At 69.6% G+C, this 19,247-nt stretch carries 11 protein-coding genes, 1 tRNA gene, 1 rRNA gene and 1 pseudogene; 13 read left to right on the top strand and 1 reads right to left on the bottom strand.

Annotated features, from left to right (window positions below):
* Positions 1–10: 10 nt before the first annotated feature.
* The 3 genes from rrf (at position 11) to K4G64_RS30410 (ending at position 1,051) form a co-directional block, all read left to right on the top strand.
* Positions 11–127 (top strand): 5S ribosomal RNA (gene rrf, locus K4G64_RS30420).
* Between the two features lie 114 nt (positions 128–241).
* A complete protein-coding gene (locus K4G64_RS30415; protein WP_221759156.1) occupies positions 242–904 on the top strand; it encodes a DegT/DnrJ/EryC1/StrS family aminotransferase in 663 nt (220 codons plus the stop codon).
* A gap of 74 nt (positions 905–978) precedes the next feature.
* Positions 979–1,051 (top strand) — tRNA-Thr (locus K4G64_RS30410).
* A 45-nt stretch (positions 1,052–1,096) separates the two neighbouring features.
* Here K4G64_RS30410 and K4G64_RS30405 read toward each other — a convergent pair.
* Entirely contained in the window at positions 1,097–3,850 is a 2,754-nt protein-coding gene (locus K4G64_RS30405; protein ID WP_221759155.1) for a SpoIIE family protein phosphatase, read from the bottom strand.
* A 379-nt stretch (positions 3,851–4,229) separates the two neighbouring features.
* Here K4G64_RS30405 and K4G64_RS30400 point away from each other — a divergent pair, with 379 nt between their 5' ends.
* The 10 genes and pseudogenes from K4G64_RS30400 to K4G64_RS40615 all read left to right on the top strand — a co-directional run.
* Entirely contained in the window at positions 4,230–9,701 is a 5,472-nt protein-coding gene (locus K4G64_RS30400; protein ID WP_221759154.1) for a HAMP domain-containing protein, read from the top strand.
* Positions 9,702–10,008: 307 nt separating this feature from the next.
* Entirely contained in the window at positions 10,009–10,689 is a 681-nt protein-coding gene (locus tag K4G64_RS30395; protein ID WP_221759153.1) for a two-component system response regulator, read from the top strand.
* 127 nt (positions 10,690–10,816) lie between these two features.
* Positions 10,817–13,570: a DNA translocase FtsK gene (locus tag K4G64_RS30390; RefSeq protein WP_221759152.1), complete on the top strand. Its 2,754-nt coding sequence runs from the start codon at positions 10,817–10,819 to the stop codon at positions 13,568–13,570.
* 263 nt (positions 13,571–13,833) lie between these two features.
* A complete protein-coding gene (locus K4G64_RS30385; RefSeq protein WP_221759151.1) occupies positions 13,834–14,679 on the top strand; it encodes a helix-turn-helix domain-containing protein in 846 nt (281 codons plus the stop codon).
* 93 nt (positions 14,680–14,772) lie between these two features.
* Positions 14,773–16,272, top strand: coding sequence for a 30S ribosomal protein S12 methylthiotransferase RimO (gene rimO, locus K4G64_RS30380; RefSeq protein WP_221759150.1), 1,500 nt, complete (start codon positions 14,773–14,775; stop codon positions 16,270–16,272).
* On the top strand, positions 16,269–17,174 hold the full coding sequence (gene pgsA / locus K4G64_RS30375; RefSeq protein ID WP_221759149.1) for a CDP-diacylglycerol--glycerol-3-phosphate 3-phosphatidyltransferase: 906 nt from the start codon (positions 16,269–16,271) through the stop codon (positions 17,172–17,174). Before rimO ends, pgsA begins: the two co-directional genes overlap by 4 nt.
* Complete coding sequence (locus K4G64_RS30370) at positions 17,171–17,716, top strand: CinA family protein (RefSeq protein ID WP_221759148.1); 546 nt, start codon at positions 17,171–17,173, stop codon at positions 17,714–17,716. Before pgsA ends, K4G64_RS30370 begins: the two co-directional genes overlap by 4 nt.
* Before the next feature lie 109 nt (positions 17,717–17,825).
* Positions 17,826–18,206 carry a helix-turn-helix domain-containing protein gene (locus tag K4G64_RS30365; protein ID WP_030853394.1) on the top strand — a complete coding sequence of 127 codons (381 nt, stop codon included), beginning with the start codon at positions 17,826–17,828 and terminating at the stop codon, positions 18,204–18,206.
* A gap of 214 nt (positions 18,207–18,420) precedes the next feature.
* Entirely contained in the window at positions 18,421–18,891 is a 471-nt protein-coding gene (locus tag K4G64_RS30360; RefSeq protein WP_221759147.1) for a Dps family protein, read from the top strand.
* A 127-nt stretch (positions 18,892–19,018) separates the two neighbouring features.
* Positions 19,019–19,247: pseudogene (locus tag K4G64_RS40615) on the top strand (hypothetical protein); the annotation flags it as partial.

The following is a 19,247-nucleotide window of genomic DNA, read 5'->3' as shown; positions in this document are numbered from 1 at the left end:
TTCATAGTGTTTCGGTGGTTATAGCGTAGGGGAAACGCCCGGTTACATTCCGAACCCGGAAGCTAAGCCTTACAGCGCCGATGGTACTGCAGGGGGGACCCTGTGGGAGAGTAGGACGCCGCCGAACAATCATTGAAAGGGTTGGACCCGAAACTTCGGTTTCGGGTCCAACCCTTTTTTGTTGTGCGTCACTTGAAGTTCACGTTGCGCAACGAGCATCCACAGCATGGGTACTGCTGCAATGCTCAGGGCCGCCGGCGTCGGACTCGGTGACGAGGTCGTCGTGCCGGCCTTCGGGAACGTCGAGGTCGCAGAGGCCGTGGCCATGGCCGGGGCGGTGCCGGTGTTCGCCGACATAGACCCCGCCACCTACTGCCTCGACCCCGCTGCCGTGGAAACGTCGGTCACCTCGCGAACCGCGGCCGTCGTGGTCGTACACCGCTTCGGCCGGCTCGCCGACATCGCGCGGCTGCACGCCGTGGGTCAGCGGCACGGACTGCTGGTGCTGGAGCAGGGTGAGTCCGAGGCGCCGTACGACGAGATAGCCCAGCGCCGGGAGCGCGCCGCCTATCTCGATACGAAGCTGAGGGGTGTGCGGACGCCGGACGACGGCGACGGACACACCTACCAGCAGTACGTCGTGCGGGTTCCGGGCAATGGGCGACCCGATCGCGATGCCTTCGCGCGGGCCGTGCGTGCCAAGGGAGTTGGATGCCGGGTGCCGGTGAAGACGCCCGTGCACCGGCTGCCCGAATTCCGGCGGTGTGTTTCGCTGCCGGAGACCGAGCGGGCTTCCGACGAGACGCTCGCGCTGCCCGTGGACGCGTCTTTGACCAAGCGGGACATGCAGCGGATCGTGTCCGCCTGTAACGCCCTCGGAGGGCTTCTCCAGCCCGCCTTCTGACGTGGTTGGGAGCACGGGTCCGTTCGGGGTATGATCTATTCCGTTGCCGCGGGGGAGACCTCGCAAAGCAACAGGCCCCTATAGCTCAGTCGGTAGAGCGTCTCCATGGTAAGGAGAAGGTCAGCGGTTCGATTCCGCTTGGGGGCTCAAACAAAAGGCCCCACCCTCACGGGTGGGGCCTTTTCCGTTCTCCTAGTCCTTGTGGAGACCCGGGACACGCATCGCCAGGATCGCCATGTCGTCCGAAGGGGCGTCCGACGCGAAGCGTTCCACCGCGCGCATGATGCGGGCCGCGACCGCCCCGGCCGTGAGGCCCGTGCAGGTCGTGAGGACGTCGGCGAGGCCGTCGTCGCCGAGCATGCGGGCGCCCTCACGGCGTTCGGTGACACCGTCCGTGACGCACAGCAGGACGTCGCCCGGGTCGAGGGTGACGGTCTGCTCGTAGAGCTCCAGGTCCTCGATGACGCCGAGGAGCGGCTGGGGCTCCGCGGCCGGTTCGACCGAGCCATCCTGGCGCAGGCGCAGCGGGAGCGGATGGCCCGCGCAGACCACCTTCAGTTCCGCGCTGCCGTCCTCCTGCGGGCGCATCTCGCCGTAGAGGAGGGTGAGGAAGCGGCTGCGGGCGCCTTCGTCGAGGATCGCGGAGTTGAGGCGCTCCAGGACCGTCGGGCCGCTGAGGCCCTCGCGGGCCAGGAGGCGCAGGGCATGGCGGGCCAGGCCGGTGACCGCTGCCGCGTTCGGACCCGTGCCGCAGACGTCGCCGATGGCGAAGCCGTAAGCGCCGTCGCGGATGGGGAAGACGTCGTAGAAGTCGCCGCCGACCTCGTTGCCCTCGCCGGCCGCGCGGTAGATGACCTCGACCTCGACGCCGTCGATGGGCGGCAGCTCCGGTGGCAGGAGGCTGCGCTGGAGGGACTGGCTGATCGCGGTGCGCTCCGAGTAGAGGCGGGCGTTGTCCAGGGCCAGGGCGGCTCGGCGGGAGAGGTCCTCGGCGAGTTCCAGGATCTCCTGGCGGAAGTGCTCGTCGGTGGGCTTGCCGAGGGTGAGCATGCCGATGACGCGGTTGCGGGCGACCAGCGGGAGGACAACTGTCTCGCCGCCCACGGCGGATGCCGTGGCGAGGGTGGGGCCGATGCCGGGGGTGACCTGGCGGGTCGGGCTGCCGCTGAGGCCGAGGCTGCGCATGGAGCTGCGCAGGGCCGCCTGGTGGGCCACCTCGCCGGGGGCCGTCCAGACGCGGGCGCCGGGGGTGGGGACCGGGTCGGGCGCGGGGACCTTCGTCAGCAGGGACTTGATGCCGTCGATGAGTTCCTCGTCCTCGTGCAGGACGTAGGAGAGGTAGGGCTCGGAGGCCTGGTCGGCGATCGTGTAGACGGCGCACCAGGTGGCGAGGGTCGGGACGGTCATCTGGGCCATCAGGGCCAGGGTCTGGTCGCGGTCCAGGGTGCCTGCCAGCAGGTCGGAGGCCTCGACGAGGAAGCTGAGGGAGCCGCGACGCAGGCGCTCCAGTTCGCCCAGACGGGCCGATTCGACGGCGAGGGCGATGCGGTCGGCGGCGAACTGCAGGCGCAGGGCCTCTTCGTTGGAGTATCTGGCGGGGGCTTCCGCGGCGACGCCGAGAGAGCCGGTGAGGCGGCCCTCGACCTTCAGGGGCACCGTGACGACGGAGCGCATGCCCGTGCCGTTCAGGAGCGGGACCGCGCCGGGCACCGCTGTGAGGTCGTCGTGGACGGCGGGCATGCGGGCCGAGCCGTAGCGGCCGGGGCCGGCCTCGACGGGGACGCGGGCGAAGCGCTGGCGGGCGGAGGGGAGGCCGGTGGAGGCACGGACCTCCAGCTCCGTCTCGTCGTCGGTGGCCAGCAGGAGGAACGCCGAGTCGCCGTCGAGCATGTCGCGGGCGCGTTCGACGGTGCGCTGCAGGAGGCCGTCGAGGTCGTCCGGGGCGGGGGAGCCGATGAAGACCTCGAACGGGTCGGTGCCCTGGCCCTCGGAGCCGGTCGAGGTGTCGGAGGCGGGGACGCGCGAGGGCGTCTGCAGAACTGCCCGTTCGTGGTCCCGTACGAGGAGGCAGACGGTTGACGGCTCGCCGCCGGTGTCGCGGACGCGCAGGTGGGAGGCGTAGACGGGGGTGACGCGGCCGGTGGCGGTGCGGATGCCGTAGCTGCCCTCCCAGCGGGAGAGGCGGAGGGCCTCGGCGATGCCGGTGCTGGTGCCGGGGGTGTGCGGCCAGGCGGCGAGGTCGGTGAGGGGCTTGCCGGTGACCTGCTCGGCCGGGTAGCCGAAGAGTTCCTCGGCGTCCTCGTTCCAGGCGGAGATGTGGCCGGTGCGGTCGATCTGGACGACGGCCACGCGGACCCGGCCGTCGGCGAGGGGGAGGAGCTCGGAGGGGAGGGCCGGTCCGGCCGCGCGGGTGCCCACCGTGCGTGCGGGCAGGTCCAGTTGGAACCAGACGGTCTTGTGGGTGGGGGTGTACTCGACGCCCCAGCGGCCGGCGAGGGCCGCGCACAGCTGCAGGCCCCGGCCGCCCTCGCGGTCGGGGCTGCCCATGTTGATGGCGGTGCCCTGGAGGGGGATCTCGCGCTCGGGGTAGCGGTCGGCCACCTCGATGCGGGCGCCCTCGTCGCTGCGCAGGCACAGCACGTCGGCCGAGGTGCCGGCGTGGACGACGGCGTTGGTCACGAGTTCGCTGGTGAGAACGACGGCGTCGTCGACGATGTCGGCGAAGCCCCAGCCCTGGAGGGTATCGCGTACGAAGGAGCGGGCGCTCGCGACCGATCGGCCGACGGGCTCGAAACTGGCGGCCGCGCGCGCGGTGATCACAGAACTCCTCGACCGGTTCTCGACGTGCTGGGCTGCGTGGCCGACCGGCTCGCGCCGCTGTTGCGGCAGGGCGCCCGTCGGCCGGGGGTCCGGGGGCTGTCCCCCCGGGATCAGTCCGGTGGTCATGTGTGCGGCCGCCCCTCCGATGCCCGCTCGTCTTCGTGCCACCGCCCAGGCCGGACGGACCGGCGCGGCTGGACAGCCGGATGCAAGGTTACTTACCTTCGCGGTCCATGCGGATGCCGGTCTGCAGTGTTTCCGTCCGGAGGGTGTGCGGACGATGTGCGAAGCTGCCGAACTGTTATGGCCTGGTTCGGGCAGGGTGAAACACTGGGCAAGCTTCCTGTGAAGGTCCGGGCAGGCTGTGTGCCCGATGTCGACCTTGGGCAGCAGCCCCCTGGAAGACGGCCTGGTATGCAGGGCAGAGAATGCGCAGTAGTAACTGGTACGCCGAGCGTGGTACCGGAGCACAGCAGTGACGGTCGACCCCTGCGGGAGGGACACAGTGGAGTCTGGCGCAGCGACGCGTGGCAAGAAGGCGCGCGCGAAAGGCGGACAGTCCCCGATCAGCCAGGGCAAGGTGCGTGGCGGCACGACCGAGGTGGACACGGCGGCCCTGAACCGGCTGATGGCGGCCCTGGTGTCGATGCGGGACGGGAACTTCCGCAAGCGGTTGACGGTGTCCGGCGACGGCGTGATGGCCGAGATCGCGGCGGTCTTCAACGAGGTGGCCGACCGCAATCTGCATCTGACGGGTGAGCTGTCGCGGGTGCGGCGGATGGTGGGCCGCGAGGGCAAGCTCACCGAGCGGCTGGAGACGGGTGCCTGTGAGGGCTCCTGGGCGACGGCGATCGACAACTCGAACGCCCTGGTCGACGACCTGGTGCGGCCGGTTTCCGAGGTCGGCCGGGTGCTGTCCGCGGTGGCGGAGGGTGATCTGTCGCCGCGTATGGAGCTGCGGACGCAGGCGGCGGACGGGAACAGTCAGCCGCTGCGGGGCGAGTTCCTCAAGGTCGGGCGGACCGTCAACAACCTGGTCGACCAGCTGTCGACATTCACCGACGAGGTCACGCGTGTGGCCAGTGAGGTGGGCACGGAGGGCAAGCTGGGCGGGCAGGCCCGGGTGCGGGGCATGTCGGGTTCGTGGCGGGATCTGACGGACTCCGTCAACACCATGGCGAACCGGCTGACCGCCCAGGTGAGGGACATCGCGCTGGTGACGACGGCGGTCGCCAAGGGTGATCTGTCGCGGAAGGTCACGGTCCAGGTGGCCGGCGAGATGCTGGAGCTGAAGAACACCGTCAACACGATGGTCGACCAGCTCTCCGCGTTCTCCTCCGAGGTGACGCGTGTGGCCCGTGAGGTGGGCACCGAGGGCGCGCTCGGCGGTCAGGCGCAGGTGCCGGGCGTCGCCGGTGTGTGGAAGGAACTCACCGATTCGGTGAACACCATGGCCGGGAACCTCACGGCCCAGGTGCGCGGGATCGCGGAGGTGACGACCGCGGTGGCCAACGGTGACCTGTCGCGCAAGGTGACCGTGCCTGCGCGCGGAGAGGTTGCCCAGCTCGCCGACACGATCAACCAGATGACCGAGACGCTGCGGATCTTCGCGGACGAGGTCACGCGCGTGGCCAACGAGGTCGGGGCCGAGGGGCAGCTCGGCGGTCAGGCGAACGTGCCGGGCGCGGCGGGGACGTGGAAGGACCTCACCGATTCGGTGAACACGGTCTTCCGGAATCTGACCACTCAGGTGCGGGACATCGCCGCGGTGACGACGGCGGTGGCCAACGGCGACCTGTCGCAGAAGGTCACGGTGGACGTGGCCGGCGAGATGCTGGAGCTGAAGAACACCGTCAACACGATGGTGGATCAGCTGTCCTCCTTCGGTGCCGAAGTGACGCGTGTGGCGCGGGAGATCGGTGTCGAGGGTGAGCTGGGCGGCCAGGCGCAGGTGCCCGGCGCGGCGGGCACGTGGAAGGACCTGACGGACTCCGTCAACACGGCGTTCCGGAATCTCACCGGTCAGGTGAGGAACATCGCCCAGGTGACGACTGCGGTGGCCAACGGCGACCTCTCGCAGAAGGTCACCGTCGACGTCTCCGGTGAGATGCTCAAGCTGAAGAACACCGTGAACACGATGGTGGACCAGCTGTCGAGCTTCGCCGACCAGGTGACGCGGATGGCCCGGGACGTGGGCACGGAGGGCCGTCTGGGCGGGCAGGCCCGCGTGGACGGTGTCTCGGGCACGTGGAAGGAGCTCACCGACTCCGTCAACTCGATGGCCGGGAACCTCACTTCCCAGGTGCGCAACATCGCGCAGGTGACGACGGCCGTGGCCCGGGGTGACCTGTCCCAGAAGATCGACGTCGACGCGCGCGGCGAGATCCTGGAGCTGAAGAACACCATCAACACGATGGTCGACCAGCTCTCGGCGTTCGCCGACCAGGTGACGCGGGTCGCGCGCGAGGTGGGCACGGACGGCCGGCTGGGCGGTCAGGCGCAGGTGCCGGGTGTGGCCGGCGTGTGGCGTGACCTGACGGACTCCGTGAACGGCATGGCCTCCAACCTGACCGGCCAGGTGCGCAACATCGCCCAGGTGGCCACGGCCGTGGCCCGGGGTGACCTGTCCCAGAAGATCACCGTGGACGCACGCGGGGAGATCCTGGAGCTGAAGAACACCCTGAACACGATGGTGGATCAGCTGTCGTCGTTCGCCGAAGAGGTCACGCGTGTGGCCCGAGAGGTGGGTACGGAAGGCATCCTGGGCGGTCAGGCCGAGGTGCAGGGTGTCTCCGGCACCTGGAAGGACCTCACCCAGTCGGTGAACGGCATGGCGAACAACCTGACCATCCAGGTGCGCAACATCGCCGAGGTCACGACCGCGGTGGCCCGGGGCGATCTGTCGAAGAAGATCACCGTCGACGCCAAGGGCGAGATCCTCGAGCTGGTCACGACCGTCAACACGATGGTGGACCAGCTGTCCTCCTTCGCCGAGCAGGTGACCCGGGTGGCCCGTGAGGTGGGCACCGAGGGCATCCTGGGCGGCCAGGCGCACGTGCCGGGTGTCACGGGCATCTGGAAGGACCTGAGCGACAACGTCAACCTGATGGCGAAGAACCTCACCACTCAGGTGCGGAACATCTCCCAGGTCTCGGCGGCGGTCGCCAACGGTGACCTGACGCGGCAGGTCACCATCGAGGCGCGCGGTGAGGTCGCGCAGCTCGCCGACACCATCAACACGATGGTGAAGACGCTGAGTTCGTTCGCCGAGCAGGTCACGAAGGTGGCCCGTGAGGTGGGCACGGACGGCATTCTGGGTGGTCAGGCGCACGTGCCCGGTGTGGCCGGCACGTGGAAGGACCTCACCGAGTCCGTGAACCAGATGGCGTCCAACCTGACCGGTCAGGTGCGCAACATCGCCATGGTGACCACGGCCATCGCCAAGGGTGACCTGACGAAGAAGATCGACATCGACGCGCGCGGCGAGATCCTGGAGCTGAAGACGACCATCAACACGATGGTCGACCAGCTGTCGTCCTTCGCGGAGGAGGTCACCCGGGTCGCCCGTGAGGTGGGCACGGAGGGGCAGCTCGGCGGCCAGGCACGCGTGCGTGACGTGGACGGCACCTGGCGGGACCTGACGGAGTCGGTGAACGAGATGGCCGGGAACCTGACCCGGCAGGTGCGTGCCATCGCTCGCGTGGCGACCGCGGTGACCCGCGGCGATCTGAACCTCAAGATCGACGTGGACGCGTCCGGGGAGATCCAGGAACTCCAGGACTACATCAACAAGATGATCGCCAACCTGCGCGACACCACCATCGCCAACAAGGAGCAGGACTGGCTCAAGGGCAACCTGGCCCGGATCTCGGCCCTGATGCAGGGCCGCCGGGACCTGGAGGACGTGGCCTCGCTGATCATGAGCGAGCTGACACCGGTGGTCTCCGCGCAGCACGGGGCCTTCTTCGTGGCGATGCCGCTCGTCGACGGCGAGGACATGAGCGCCACCGACGAGGACCAGTACGAGCTGCGGATGCTCGGCAGTTACGGCTACTCGATGGGCTCCATGCCGACCTCGTTCCAGCCGGGCGAGGCGCTGGTCGGGACGGCCGCCGAGGAGAAGCGCACGATCCTGGTGGAGAACGCGCCGAGCGGCTATCTGAGGATCTCCTCGGGGCTTGGTGAGGCGCCGCCGGCGCAGGTGATCGTGCTGCCGGTGCTGTTCGAGGGCAGTGTGCTCGGCGTCATCGAGCTGGCGTCCTTCACGCCGTTCACGCAGATCCAGAAGGACTTCCTCAACCAGATCGCCGAGATGATCGCGACGAGCGTCAACACGATCTCCGTCAACACCAAGACGGAGCTGCTGCTGGCGCAGTCGCAGGAGCTGACCGAGCAACTGCGGGAGCGCTCGGCCGAGTTGGAGCAGCGGCAGAAGGCCCTCCAGGCGTCCAACGCAGAACTGGAGGAGAAGGCCGAGCTGCTGGCCCAGCAGAACCGCGACATCGAGGTGAAGAACACCGAGATCGAGGAGGCGCGGCAGGTCCTGGAGGAGCGCGCCGAGCAGCTCGCGGTGTCGATGCGCTACAAGAGCGAGTTCCTCGCGAACATGTCGCACGAGCTGCGTACGCCGCTCAACTCGCTGCTGATCCTGGCCAAGCTGCTCGCCGACAACGCCGAGGGGAACCTCTCCCCGAAGCAGGTCGAGTTCGCCGAGACGATCCACGGGGCCGGGTCGGACCTGCTCCAGCTCATCAACGACATCCTCGACCTGTCGAAGGTCGAGGCCGGCAAGATGGACGTCTCCCCGACGCGGATCGCGCTCGTCCAGCTCGTGGACTACGTGGAGGCCACCTTCCGGCCGCTGACCGCGGAGAAGGGCCTGGACCTGTCGGTGCGGGTCTCGCCGGAGCTGCCCGCGACGCTGCACACCGACGAGCAGCGGCTGCTGCAGGTGCTGCGCAACCTGCTGTCGAACGCGGTGAAGTTCACCGACTCGGGGTCGGTGGAGCTGGTCATCAGGCCGGCCCGGGACGACGTGCCGCAGAAGATCCGGGAGCAGCTGCTGGAGACCGGGTCGCTGACCGACCCGGACGCCGAGCTGATCGCGTTCTCCGTGACCGACACGGGGATCGGCATCGCGGCCAGCAAGATGCGGGTGATCTTCGAGGCGTTCAAGCAGGCCGACGGCACGACCAGCCGCAAGTACGGCGGTACGGGCCTCGGGCTGTCCATCTCGCGGGAGATCGCACAGCTCCTCGGCGGTGAGATCTTCGCGCAGAGCGAGCCCAGCCGTGGCTCGACGTTCACGCTGTACCTGCCGCTGCACCCGAGCGAACTGCCGCCGCAGGGCTACCAGCAGCAGCTGCCCAGCCTGGAGGCCGGTGACCTGGTCGCGTCGACGTCCGACCCGTCCGCGGCGTCGGACGCGCAGGTCGAGACGCCGGCCGAGGTGACGTCGTACCGCGAGACGCAGAACGGGCCCGCCGCCCTGTTCCGGCGGCGCCGCAGGATGCCCGAGCTGCCGCCGCGCCCCGCGCAGCTTGAGCAGTGGACCCCGGCCGAGCAGCAGCCGGCGCCGCGGCCGACCCGCGGCATCCGGTTCGGCGGCCAGAAGGTCCTGATCGTGGACGACGACATCCGCAACGTCTTCGCCCTGACCAGCGTCCTGGAGCAGCACGGCCTGTCCGTGCTGTACGCCGAGAACGGCCGTGAGGGGATCGAGGTCCTGGAGCAGCACGACGACGTGGCGGTCGTGCTGATGGACATCATGATGCCCGAGATGGACGGGTACGCGACGACCACGGCGATCCGCAGGATGCCGCAGTTCGCCGGGCTGCCGATCATCGCGTTGACCGCGAAGGCGATGAAGGGCGACCGCGAGAAGGCGATCGAATCGGGCGCTTCCGACTACGTGACCAAGCCGGTCGACCCCGATCACCTGCTGGCGGTGATGGATCAGTGGATGCGAGGGGAATGAGGGGAACGTTGGCCAGTTGCGCGACCATGACGGGAAGGTTCGGTGTTCACGCGGAGTCGCCGACTCGGTGTGCGCCTAGCCGTGTAGAAGTACAAGATCTGGGGAACCTTCTGGTCTCCTGCTGCGTTTCTGCTACGTGCACAGTGACATCACGGTGACAGGGTGTGGCGACGGGCGGGGTGCGGCTACGATGACCGGCACAAGGACGGGCGACGCAAGGGAGTCGTCCCCTGGGGCGGCACCCACCGGTGCTTCCACAGGTCCTGCGGACAGGGGAGGCCCCACGCCGGGGCGAGGAGGGCGGGCCATGGTGCAGAAGGCCAAGATCCTCCTGGTCGATGACCGGCCGGAGAATCTGCTGGCGCTGGAGGCGATCCTCTCTGCGCTCGATCAGACGCTGGTGCGGGCATCGTCCGGGGAGGAAGCGCTCAAAGCGCTGCTCACGGACGACTTCGCGGTCATCCTGCTGGACGTCCAGATGCCGGGCATGGACGGCTTCGAGACGGCCGCGCACATCAAGCGCCGCGAGCGGACCCGGGACATCCCGATCATCTTCCTCACGGCGATCAACCACGGCCCCCACCACACCTTCCGGGGTTACGCGGCGGGCGCGGTGGACTACATCTCCAAGCCGTTCGACCCGTGGGTGCTGCGCGCGAAGGTCTCCGTCTTCGTCGAGCTGTACATGAAGAACTGCCAGCTCCGGGAACAGGCGTCGCTGCTGCGGCTCCAGTTGGAGGGCAACGGCAAGGACACGGGCGGCGAGGCCAAGGAGTCGGCCGGCCTGCTCGCGGAGCTCTCCGCGCGGCTCGCGGCCGTCGAGGAGCAGGCCGAGGCACTGACCAAGCAGCTCAACGACGAGTCGACGGACGCCGCAGCGGTGGCCACGGCGGCTCATCTGGAGCGCAAGCTCACGGGGTTGCGGCGGGCGCTGGACGCGCTGGAGCCGGGTACCGGGAGCACGTCCTCCGTGTCCTCGCAGAACTGACCCCCACCCAGGCGGGATTGCCCGTCCGTGAGCGCGCGTCAGTTTCGTGCCTCTCCCGTAGCGACACGAACGGGTGAAGCCGTGGACACGCGTGTCCCCTGGCGTCTCCCCCGGTAACCTCACACCCATGGCCTCACGTCCCTCCGCAGCCAAGAAGCCGCCGCCCCCGAAGAAGGCGGCCGCGAAGGCTCCGGCGAAGAAGGCCGCCGCCAAGAAGGCTCCCGCGAAGAAGGCGCCCGCCAGGAAGGCCGCGGCCAAGAAGGTCGCGCCCAGACCGGCACCCAGCCCCACCGGTGGCATCTACCGGCTGGTGCGCGCTGTGTGGCTCGGCGTGGCGCACGCGGTCGGCGCCGTCTTCCGCGGCATAGGGCAGGGCGCCAAGAACCTCGACCCGGCCCACCGCAAGGACGGTGTCGCCCTGCTGCTGCTCGGCATCGGCCTGATCGTCGCCGCGGGCACCTGGGCCGACCTCAAGGGTCCCGTGGGCGACCTGGTCGAGATCCTGGTGACCGGCGCCTTCGGCCGGCTCGACCTGCTCGTGCCGATACTGCTTGCCGTCATCGCCGTGCGGTTCATCCGCCACCCGGAGAAGCCCGAGGCCAACGGACGCATCGTCATCGGTCTGTCCGCGCTCGTCATCGGTGTGCTCGGCCAGGTCCACATCGCGTGCGGCTCACCCGCGCGCGGTGACGGTATGCAGGCCATAAGGGACGCCGGCGGCCTCATCGGCTGGGGCATGGCGACCCCGCTGTCGTACGCCATGGGCGACGTGCTCGCCGTGCCGCTGCTGGTGCTGCTGACGGTCTTCGGGCTGCTCGTCGTCACGGCCACGCCGGTCAACGCCATCCCGCAGCGGCTGCGGCTGCTCGGCGTGCGGCTCGGGATCCTGCGCGACCCGGCCGAGGACGAGTTCGGTTTCGCCGAGGACGACGAGCGCTACGAGGAGCAGTGGCGCGAGGCGCTGCCCGCGCGCCCGCGCGGCAGGCGTGCGCCGGCGCCCGAGGCGTACGACCCCGACAGTGCCGAGGAGGAGGCCCTCACCCGGCGGCGCGGCCGCCCTCGCCGCTCGGCGGTGCCGCAGCCCGACATGGACCGGCGCAGGGACGCCGTGGATGTCGCGGCGGCGGCGGCCGCGGCCCTCGACGGTGCCGTGCTGCACGGCATGCCGCCCTCCCCGGTCGTCGCCGACCTCACTCAGGGCGTACGGGTGGGGGACCAGGAGGCGACCACACCGACGCCCGTCCCGTCCGCCCGGCCCCAGCAGGACAAGCTCAAGCAGGTCAAGCCCGAGCAGGACGCGCCCGAACAGTCCAAACCGAAGCCCGGGGTCCGCGACCTCACCAAGTCCCCGCCCGCCGAGCCCCGCGACCTGCCTCCGCGTGCGGAGCAGCTCCAGCTGTCCGGCGACATCACGTACTCCCTGCCGTCGCTCGACCTGCTGGAGCGCGGCGGCCCGGGCAAGTCCCGCAGCGCCGCCAACGACCTCATCGTCGAGTCGCTGACCACGGTCTTCACCGAGTTCAAGGTGGACGCCAGCGTCACTGGCTTCACCCGCGGGCCGACGGTCACGCGCTACGAGGTCGAGCTCGGCCCCGCCGTGAAGGTCGAGCGGATCACCGCGCTGACCAAGAACATCGCCTACGCCGTCGCCAGCCCGGACGTGCGGATCATCAGCCCGATCCCCGGCAAGTCCGCGGTCGGCATCGAGATCCCCAACACCGACCGGGAGATGGTCAACCTCGGCGACGTCCTGCGCCTCGCGGAGTCCGCCGAGGACGACGACCCGATGCTGGTCGCCTTCGGCAAGGACGTCGAGGGCGGCTACGTCATGCACTCGCTGGCGAAGATGCCGCACATGCTGGTCGCCGGCGCCACCGGTTCCGGCAAGTCGTCCTGCATCAACTGCCTGATCACCTCGGTCATGATGCGGGCGACCCCCGAGGACGTCCGGATGATCCTGGTCGACCCCAAGCGGGTCGAACTGACCGCGTACGAGGGCATCCCGCACCTGATCACACCGATCATCACCAACCCCAAGCGGGCCGCCGAGGCGCTCCAGTGGGTCGTCCGCGAGATGGACCTGCGCTACGACGACCTGGCGGCCTACGGTTACCGGCACATCGACGACTTCAACCGGGCCGTGCGCGAGGGCAAGGTCAAGCCGCCCGAGGGCAGCGAGCGCGAGCTCCAGCCGTACCCCTACCTGCTGGTCATCGTGGACGAGCTCGCCGACCTGATGATGGTCGCGCCGCGGGACGTCGAGGACGCGATCGTGCGCATCACGCAGCTCGCGCGCGCGGCCGGCATCCACCTGGTGCTCGCCACGCAGCGGCCGTCGGTGGACGTCGTCACCGGCCTGATCAAGGCGAACGTCCCCTCGCGGCTGGCGTTCGCCACGTCCTCGCTGGCCGACTCGCGGGTCATCCTCGACCAGCCCGGCGCCGAGAAGCTCATCGGCAAGGGCGACGGGCTGTTCCTGCCCATGGGGGCCAACAAGCCCACCCGTATGCAGGGCGCCTTCGTCACCGAGGAGGAGATCGCGGGCGTCGTGCGGCATTGCAAGGACCAGATGACGCCGGTCTTCCGGGACGACGTCGTCGTGGGCACCAAGCAGAAGAAGGAGATCGACGAGGACATCGGCGACGACCTCGACCTGCTGTGCCAGGCGGCCGAGCTGGTCGTCTCCACGCAGTTCGGGTCGACGTCCATGCTTCAGCGCAAGCTGCGCGTCGGCTTCGCCAAGGCCGGCCGGCTGATGGACCTGATGGAGTCCCGGAACATCGTCGGACCGAGCGAGGGTTCGAAGGCTCGTGACGTTCTTGTGAAGCCTGATGAGCTGGATGGCGTGCTCGCCCTGATCCGGGGGGAGTCAGAAGGGTAGGGAAGCGGGACACGGTGATCGTCTCGCGGCGCGTTACGGCAATCGGGTGTCCGGATCGTGACTCATCCGTAAGGGATCATCGAGCAACCGTTTCCCTTCGGCGTACGTCAAGTTGAGGGAAGCGAAACGCAGCGACCCCACCATCGGAATGTCGGGCCATTCCGATGGCGTACAAAGTGCCACCGCCCGGTTGCCCCACCCTTTTGGTACCCCCCTAGACTGAACTTCCAGCACAGGCGGCTACACGCTCGAAAGGCGCCCCCGTGTCCATCGGCAACTCCCCTGAAGACGAGCGTCCGTTCGAAAACGAGCACGTCGAAGCAGACCGCGAGGAAGCCCGCCCCTCCATCGGCCGTGCCCTGCAGCAGGCTCGTATCGCCGCCGGGCTGACCGTCGACGACGTCAGTAGCGCCACCCGGGTCCGCATGAACATCGTGCACGCCATCGAGGCGGACGACTTCTCCGCCTGCGGCGGTGACGTCTATGCCCGTGGCCACATCCGGACCCTGGCCAAGGCCGTCCACCTCGATCCCGAGCCGCTGCTCGCCCAGTACGGCGACGAGCACGGCGGCCGTCCGGCGCCCACTCCGGCGGCTCCCCTCTTCGAGGCGGAACGCATCCGTCCGGAGCGGCGCGGCCCCAACTGGACCGCTGCCATGGTCGCCGCGATCGTCGTCGTGATCGGTTTCGTCGGCTTCACGATGTTCCAGGGCGACGACGGCGGCAACGAGGCGAACGTGGCCGAGGGCTCCACGCCCAGCGACTCCGCCTCCCCGACCACCAAGTCCAAGAAGCCCGCCGACCCCAAGCCCGAGCCGTCCGACAGCGCCATCGCGGCCGCGCCGCAGGACAAGGTGACGGTCCGGGTGGCCGCCGCCGACGGCCGTAGCTGGATCGCCGCCAAGGACCACAACGGCCGGATGATCTTCGACGGCGTTCTCAAGCAGGGCGACACCAAGACCTTCCAGGACAGCTCGAAGGTCCAGCTCGTCCTCGGTGACGCCGGGGCGATCGACCTCTTCGTCAACGGCAAGAAGATCGAGGAGAACTTCCAGCCCGGGTCCGTGGAGCGCCTGACGTACACGAAGGGCGATCCCGAAGCCGGGTGATCGGCCCGAAAGGTCCAGTTGATACGGGGTTGGCCGGGAAACGGCCAACCCCGTCGACGTGGGGTGTCAGCGGGACGAAGTAGTCTTGAGCCCATGCCTGAACGCCGTACCGTCGCACTCGTCACCCTTGGCTGCGCCCGTAACGAGGTGGACTCGGAGGAGCTCGCAGGCCGTTTGGAGGCGGACGGCTGGCAGCTCGTGGAGGACGCTGAGAACGCGGACGTCGCCGTCGTGAACACCTGCGGCTTCGTCGAAGCCGCCAAGAAGGACTCCGTCGACGCCCTCCTGGAGGCCAACGACCTCAAGGGGCACGGCAGAACCCAGGCCGTCGTGGCGGTGGGCTGCATGGCCGAGCGGTACGGCAAGGAACTTGCCGAAGCCCTCCCCGAGGCCGACGGCGTGCTCGGCTTCGACGACTACTCGGACATCTCGGACCGCCTCCAGACCATCCTCAACGGCGGCATCCACGCCTCGCACACCCCGCGCGACCGGCGCAAGCTGCTGCCGATCAGCCCGGCGGAGCGCCAGGGGTCGGCGGCCGACGTCGCCCTGCCCGGGCACGGCCCGGTCGAGCCCGCCGTCGCGCCGGCGGACCTCCCGGAGGGCCTCGCTCCGGCCTCCGGCCCGCGCGCACCCCTGCGCCGCCGCCTCGACGGCTCCCCGGTCGCCTCCGTGAAGCTCGCCTCCGGCTGTGACCGCCGCTGCTCCTTCTGCGCCATCCCCTCCTTCCGCGGCTCCTTCATCTCCCGCCGCCCGAGCGACGTGCTGAACGAGACGCGCTGGCTGGCCGAGCAGGGCGTGAAGGAGATCATGCTGGTCTCCGAGAACAACACCTCCTACGGCAAGGATCTCGGCGACATCCGCCTGCTGGAGTCGCTGCTGCCCGAGCTCGCCGAGGTCGACGGCATCGAGCGGGTGCGCGTCAGCTACCTCCAGCCGGCCGAGATGCGGCCCGGCCTCATCGACGTGCTCACCTCGACCCCGAAGATCGCGCCCTACTTCGACCTGTCCTTCCAGCACTCCGCGCCCGGCGTGCTGCGCGCGATGCGCCGCTTCGGCGACACCGACCGGTTCCTGGAGCTGCTCGACACCATCCGCGGCAAGGCGCCCGAGGCCGGTGTGCGCTCCAACTTCATCGTCGGCTTCCCCGGCGAGAGCGAGGCCGACCTCGCCGAGCTGGAGCGGTTCCTGAACGGCGCGCGGCTGGACGCCATCGGCGTCTTCGGCTACTCCGACGAGGAGGGCACCGAGGCGGCGACCTACGACGACAAGCTCGATGAGGACGTCGTCGCCGAGCGGCTGGCCCACATCTCGCGACTGGCCGAGGAACTCGTCTCGCAGCGGGCCGAGGAGCGCGTCGGCCAGAGCGTGCGGGTCCTCGTCGAGTCCGCCGACGAGGAGGGCGTGTACGGCCGTGCGGAGCACCAGGCGCCCGAGACGGACGGCCAGGTGCTGCTCACGAGCGGCGCGGGCCTGCGGGTCGGCCGTATGGTCGAGGCGAAGGTGGTCGGCACGGAAGGTGTCGACCTCGTGGCCGAGCCGCTGCAGGGCTCGCTCGCGTCGCCTGCGTGGAGTGAGGAGGCGGGCAGATGACCGGTGTCCCGGCATCCGCGGCGGGAGGCTCCTCCGGCGCGAGGAGGGCGGCGGCGGGTGCGGCCGCTGCCGCGTCCACCGCGGCTCCAGGCAAGGTTGCGGGAACGGCGGCCGCCCGGTCGGCCGACGGCGGAGCGCCCGGAGCGGGACCCGGCGCGTCGCCCGGGGGGCGGCACGGCGCGACTGCCGCCGATGAGGCCGTCCCTGGCGACGCCGTAGCCGGTGAGGCTGTAGCCGGTGAGGTCGCCGGACCGGACGTACAGGACGACGGGAAGACCCCGCGGGGTGCGAAGATCGCTGCCGCCGCCGTCAACCAGGCCAGTGTCTGGAACATCGCCAACCTCCTGACCATGCTCCGGCTGGTCCTCGTACCGGCTTTCGTCGCACTGATGCTCGCCGACGGCGGCTACGACCCGGCCTGGCGGTCCCTGGCCTGGGCGGCCTTCGCCATCGCCATGATCACCGACCTCTTCGACGGTCATCTGGCCCGCACGTACAACCTGGTCACCGACTTCGGGAAGATCGCCGACCCCATCGCCGACAAGGCGATCATGGGGGCGGCGCTCGTCTGTCTGTCCGCCCTCGGTGATCTGCCCTGGTGGGTGACCGGCGTCATCCTCGGCCGGGAACTCGGCGTCACTCTGCTGCGTTTCTGGGTCATTCGGTACGGCGTCATCCCCGCCAGCCGTGGGGGCAAGCTGAAGACCCTCACCCAGGGCGTGGCCGTCGGCATGTACGTGCTGGCGCTGACGGGATGGCTGGCCACTCTGAGGTGGTGGGTCATGGCCGCGGCGGTCGTGCTGACCGTGGTGACCGGGCTCGACTATGTGAAACAGGCCATTGTGCTGCGCAGGCAGGGAATCGCCGAGCGCAAGGCCGCGTTGGAGGAGAAGGAAGCGTGAGTTCCAGGGCCACCGACGTGGTGCGACTACTCACGGTGAAGGGCGAGACGCTCGCCGTCGCGGAGTCGCTGACCGGTGGCCTCGTTGCGGCGGAGATCACATCCGTCCCCGGGGCGTCCAAGGTCTTCCGGGGCTCCGTGACCGCCTACGCCACCGACCTGAAGCGCGACGTGCTCGGTGTCGACGCCACTCTGCTGGCGGCGCACGGAGCGGTGGATCCGCAGGTCGCGGCCGAGATGGCCGTGGGCGTGCGCAAGGCGCTCGGCACCGACTGGGGCATCGCGACCACCGGTGTCGCCGGCCCCGATCCGCAGGACGGGCAGGCTGTCGGCACGGTCTTCGTCGCCGTGGACGGGCCCGCCGGAGCGGATTCCGGTTCTGCCGGCGGCGGAAAAGTGGAGGCTCTGCGGTTGAACGGCGACCGCGCGGAAATTCGTAGAGAGAGTGTACGGAGCGTACTCGCACTGCTCCTGAAGGAGCTTGCGGGCGAACAGACTGGGAATGAGCGGGCACAGGATACGGAACGGAACGGGGGGTTTTGATGTTTGCAGCCCTGAGTGAACACGACATCGCTCCCCGCACGGCCGCGGCGCAAGGCGGTACGGTGGGGCGTAATGGATGCGGCTACGCGGTCCGAGGAGGGAGCCACCGATGATTCTGCTCCGTCGCCTGCTGGGTGACGTGCTGCGTCGGCAGCGCCAGCGCCAGGGCCGTACTCTGCGCGAAGTCTCCTCGTCCGCCCGAGTCTCACTCGGCTATCTCTCCGAGGTGGAGCGGGGGCAGAAGGAGGCTTCCTCCGAGCTGCTCTCCGCCATCTGCGACGCGCTGGACGTACGGATGTCCGAGCTCATGCGGGAAGTGAGCGACGAGCTCGCCCTCGCCGAGCTGGCCCAGTCTGCTGCGGCCACCCCCAGCGAGCCTGTACCCACGGCGGTCCGCCCGATGCTGGGCTCCGTCTCGGTGACCGGTGTGCCACCGGAACGGGTGACCATCAAGGCGCCTGCCGAAGCAGTGGACGTCGTCGCCGCGTGAGGCTCTGCGCTCACACGGCATGACAGAGGCCCCGGCCGGGCCTCTCCGGGAGATCCGGAGGGGTGCCGCCCGGGGTTTTCGCGTGTCCGGAGGCCGGCCGGTGCCGTCCTGTCTCACCGCTCCCTCAGGCGGCGTCCGATTTCTGTGCGTTTGCCGGTGTGCCGTGCGGCGGTCATCGTTGAGGGGATGGCGGGGGCAGTCCTCGGAGGTGCGGATGTACGTCGTGAAGAGCCCGTTGTCGGACGCGAACCTGAAGACCGTGTCCGAGGCGCTGCAAGGTGCCCTGGTCGATCTGGTGGATCTCGCCCTCGTGGCGAAGCAGATCCACTGGAACGTGGTGGGGCCACGCTTCCGTTCCGTGCATCTCCAGCTCGACGAGGTCGTCGACACCGCGCGGAACTACTCCGACACCGTGGCCGAGCGCGCCGCGGCTCTCGGGATCTCCCCTGACGGGCGGGCCGCCACCGTGGCCGTCGGCAGTGGGATCGGAGTGACCCCCGAAGGGTGGGTCGACGACACCACCGCCGTGGGCACGCTCGTCGAAGCCCTCGGTGCGGTGATCGCACGGATGCGGGAGCGGATCGAGTCGACCGGTGAGCCGGATCCGGTGAGCCAGGACATCTTCATCGGGATCACGGCGGACCTGGAGAAGCACCACTGGATGTTCCAGGCCGAGAACGGGTGACGGAAGAGGGCGCGGGCCCTGCCCCGGCCCAGGACCCCGGAGCGGGTGACGGGCCGGGCGGCGGAAGTTTCTCCACCGCTCGGCCCGTACGGCTGCGCTGCGTGGGCGTCGGCTGGAGGTGGCCGTCATGGCGGGGATAGCGCGCTGGGGGGTGCGTGGGGCCGCGCTCGGGATGGGAGCGCTGTGGTGCTGGGCCGTGCTGCGGCTGGTGACCGTACCCGGGGCGGGAGCGCTGGAGGCCGCGGTCGCCGGGATCATGCACAGCAGCCCCGTGCTGGAGACCCGGGACGAGGACCTGGACCGAGTGCTGAACGTCAATTTCAAGGGAGTCCTGTACGCCTGCCAGGAAGCGGCCC

It is taken from the genome of Streptomyces sp. WAC04114, from assembly GCF_019733245.1.
GTDB lineage: Bacteria > Actinomycetota > Actinomycetes > Streptomycetales > Streptomycetaceae > Streptomyces > Streptomyces massasporeus_A.
The sequence above is the reverse complement of the archived record's forward strand: the minus strand, read 5'-3'. Positions and strand labels throughout refer to the sequence as shown.

Coding starts and splice junctions, on each gene's coding strand:
- K4G64_RS30415 (WP_221759156.1), top strand. CDS start 242: ATGCTCAGGGCCGCCGGCGTCGGACTCGGTGACGAGGTCGTCGTGCCG.
- K4G64_RS30395 (WP_221759153.1), top strand. CDS start 10,009: ATGGTGCAGAAGGCCAAGATCCTCCTGGTCGATGACCGGCCGGAGAAT.
- K4G64_RS30365 (WP_030853394.1), top strand. CDS start 17,826: ATGATTCTGCTCCGTCGCCTGCTGGGTGACGTGCTGCGTCGGCAGCGC.
- pgsA (WP_221759149.1), top strand. CDS start 16,269: ATGACCGGTGTCCCGGCATCCGCGGCGGGAGGCTCCTCCGGCGCGAGG.
- K4G64_RS30360 (WP_221759147.1), top strand. CDS start 18,421: ATGTACGTCGTGAAGAGCCCGTTGTCGGACGCGAACCTGAAGACCGTG.
- rimO (WP_221759150.1), top strand. CDS start 14,773: ATGCCTGAACGCCGTACCGTCGCACTCGTCACCCTTGGCTGCGCCCGT.
- K4G64_RS30390 (WP_221759152.1), top strand. CDS start 10,817: ATGGCCTCACGTCCCTCCGCAGCCAAGAAGCCGCCGCCCCCGAAGAAG.
- K4G64_RS30405 (WP_221759155.1), bottom strand. CDS start 3,850: ATGACCACCGGACTGATCCCGGGGGGACAGCCCCCGGACCCCCGGCCG.